The 648-nt window shown below is 67.3% G+C and carries 1 protein-coding gene; it reads left to right on the top strand.

Translation table 11 applies throughout. The features are described 5' to 3' along the window. The coding region (locus tag V6U77_RS29950; protein WP_334609829.1) for a transposase at positions 1-209 on the top strand (209 nt) is incomplete at its 5' end. Positions 210-648 lie beyond the last annotated feature (439 nt).

The raw sequence follows: 648 nt of genomic DNA, 5'->3' as shown, positions 1-648 counted from the left end.
AATCCTTGAACGCCCGCTACCGGCGGGCGGTCAAGGCCCGCGGCCACTTCCCCAACGAGCAGGCCGCGTTGAAGTGTCTGTACCTGGTGACCCGGTCCCTGGACCCCACCGGAGCAGGCAGAACCCGATGGACCATGCGCTGGAAACCCGCATTGAACGCCTTCGCCATCACCTTCAGCGACCGCTTCCCGAACGCCGAGACCTACTAACCAAGATCGCCGGAAACACCCTTAGCGAGACAGGCCCGGATGACCCTGGGCTGGGCCACCCCAGGTGAGAAGATGACCCAGCTACTTGGTGTTGCAACCACCGGTTGAGCCCGCCTCTGAGGGTCGTCACGTACCAAGAACTCCTGTGCGATCGGTGGATCCGACGCGACTGGTGTCCGGTTTCGCAGTTGGCGTCCGATCCGGCATCGCAGGTCGATCGCCGTGCGGCTCGCGGTGGGGTGTGTGTCCGGTTCGGGGGTGTGGTCGGGGGCATCGTGGGGGCGGAATCGTGGGCGGGGCGGGGTCGTTACACCCTGCGTACGGCCGAGTAGGGCCTAGCCGCCGGGTGTGCTGGTGGGCCCGGGTCCCCGGGAATGGTGGCGGGCCGGGCGTGGTTACACATGGTCACGGGCCGACGTGGAGGGCATCCCCCGCCCCT

Origin of the sequence: Micromonospora sp. CPCC 205546 (assembly GCF_036902715.1) — a bacterium.
Classification (GTDB): domain Bacteria; phylum Actinomycetota; class Actinomycetes; order Mycobacteriales; family Micromonosporaceae; genus Micromonospora.
Note: the sequence above shows the minus strand (reverse complement) of the source record. Positions and strands in the feature narration are given on the sequence as shown.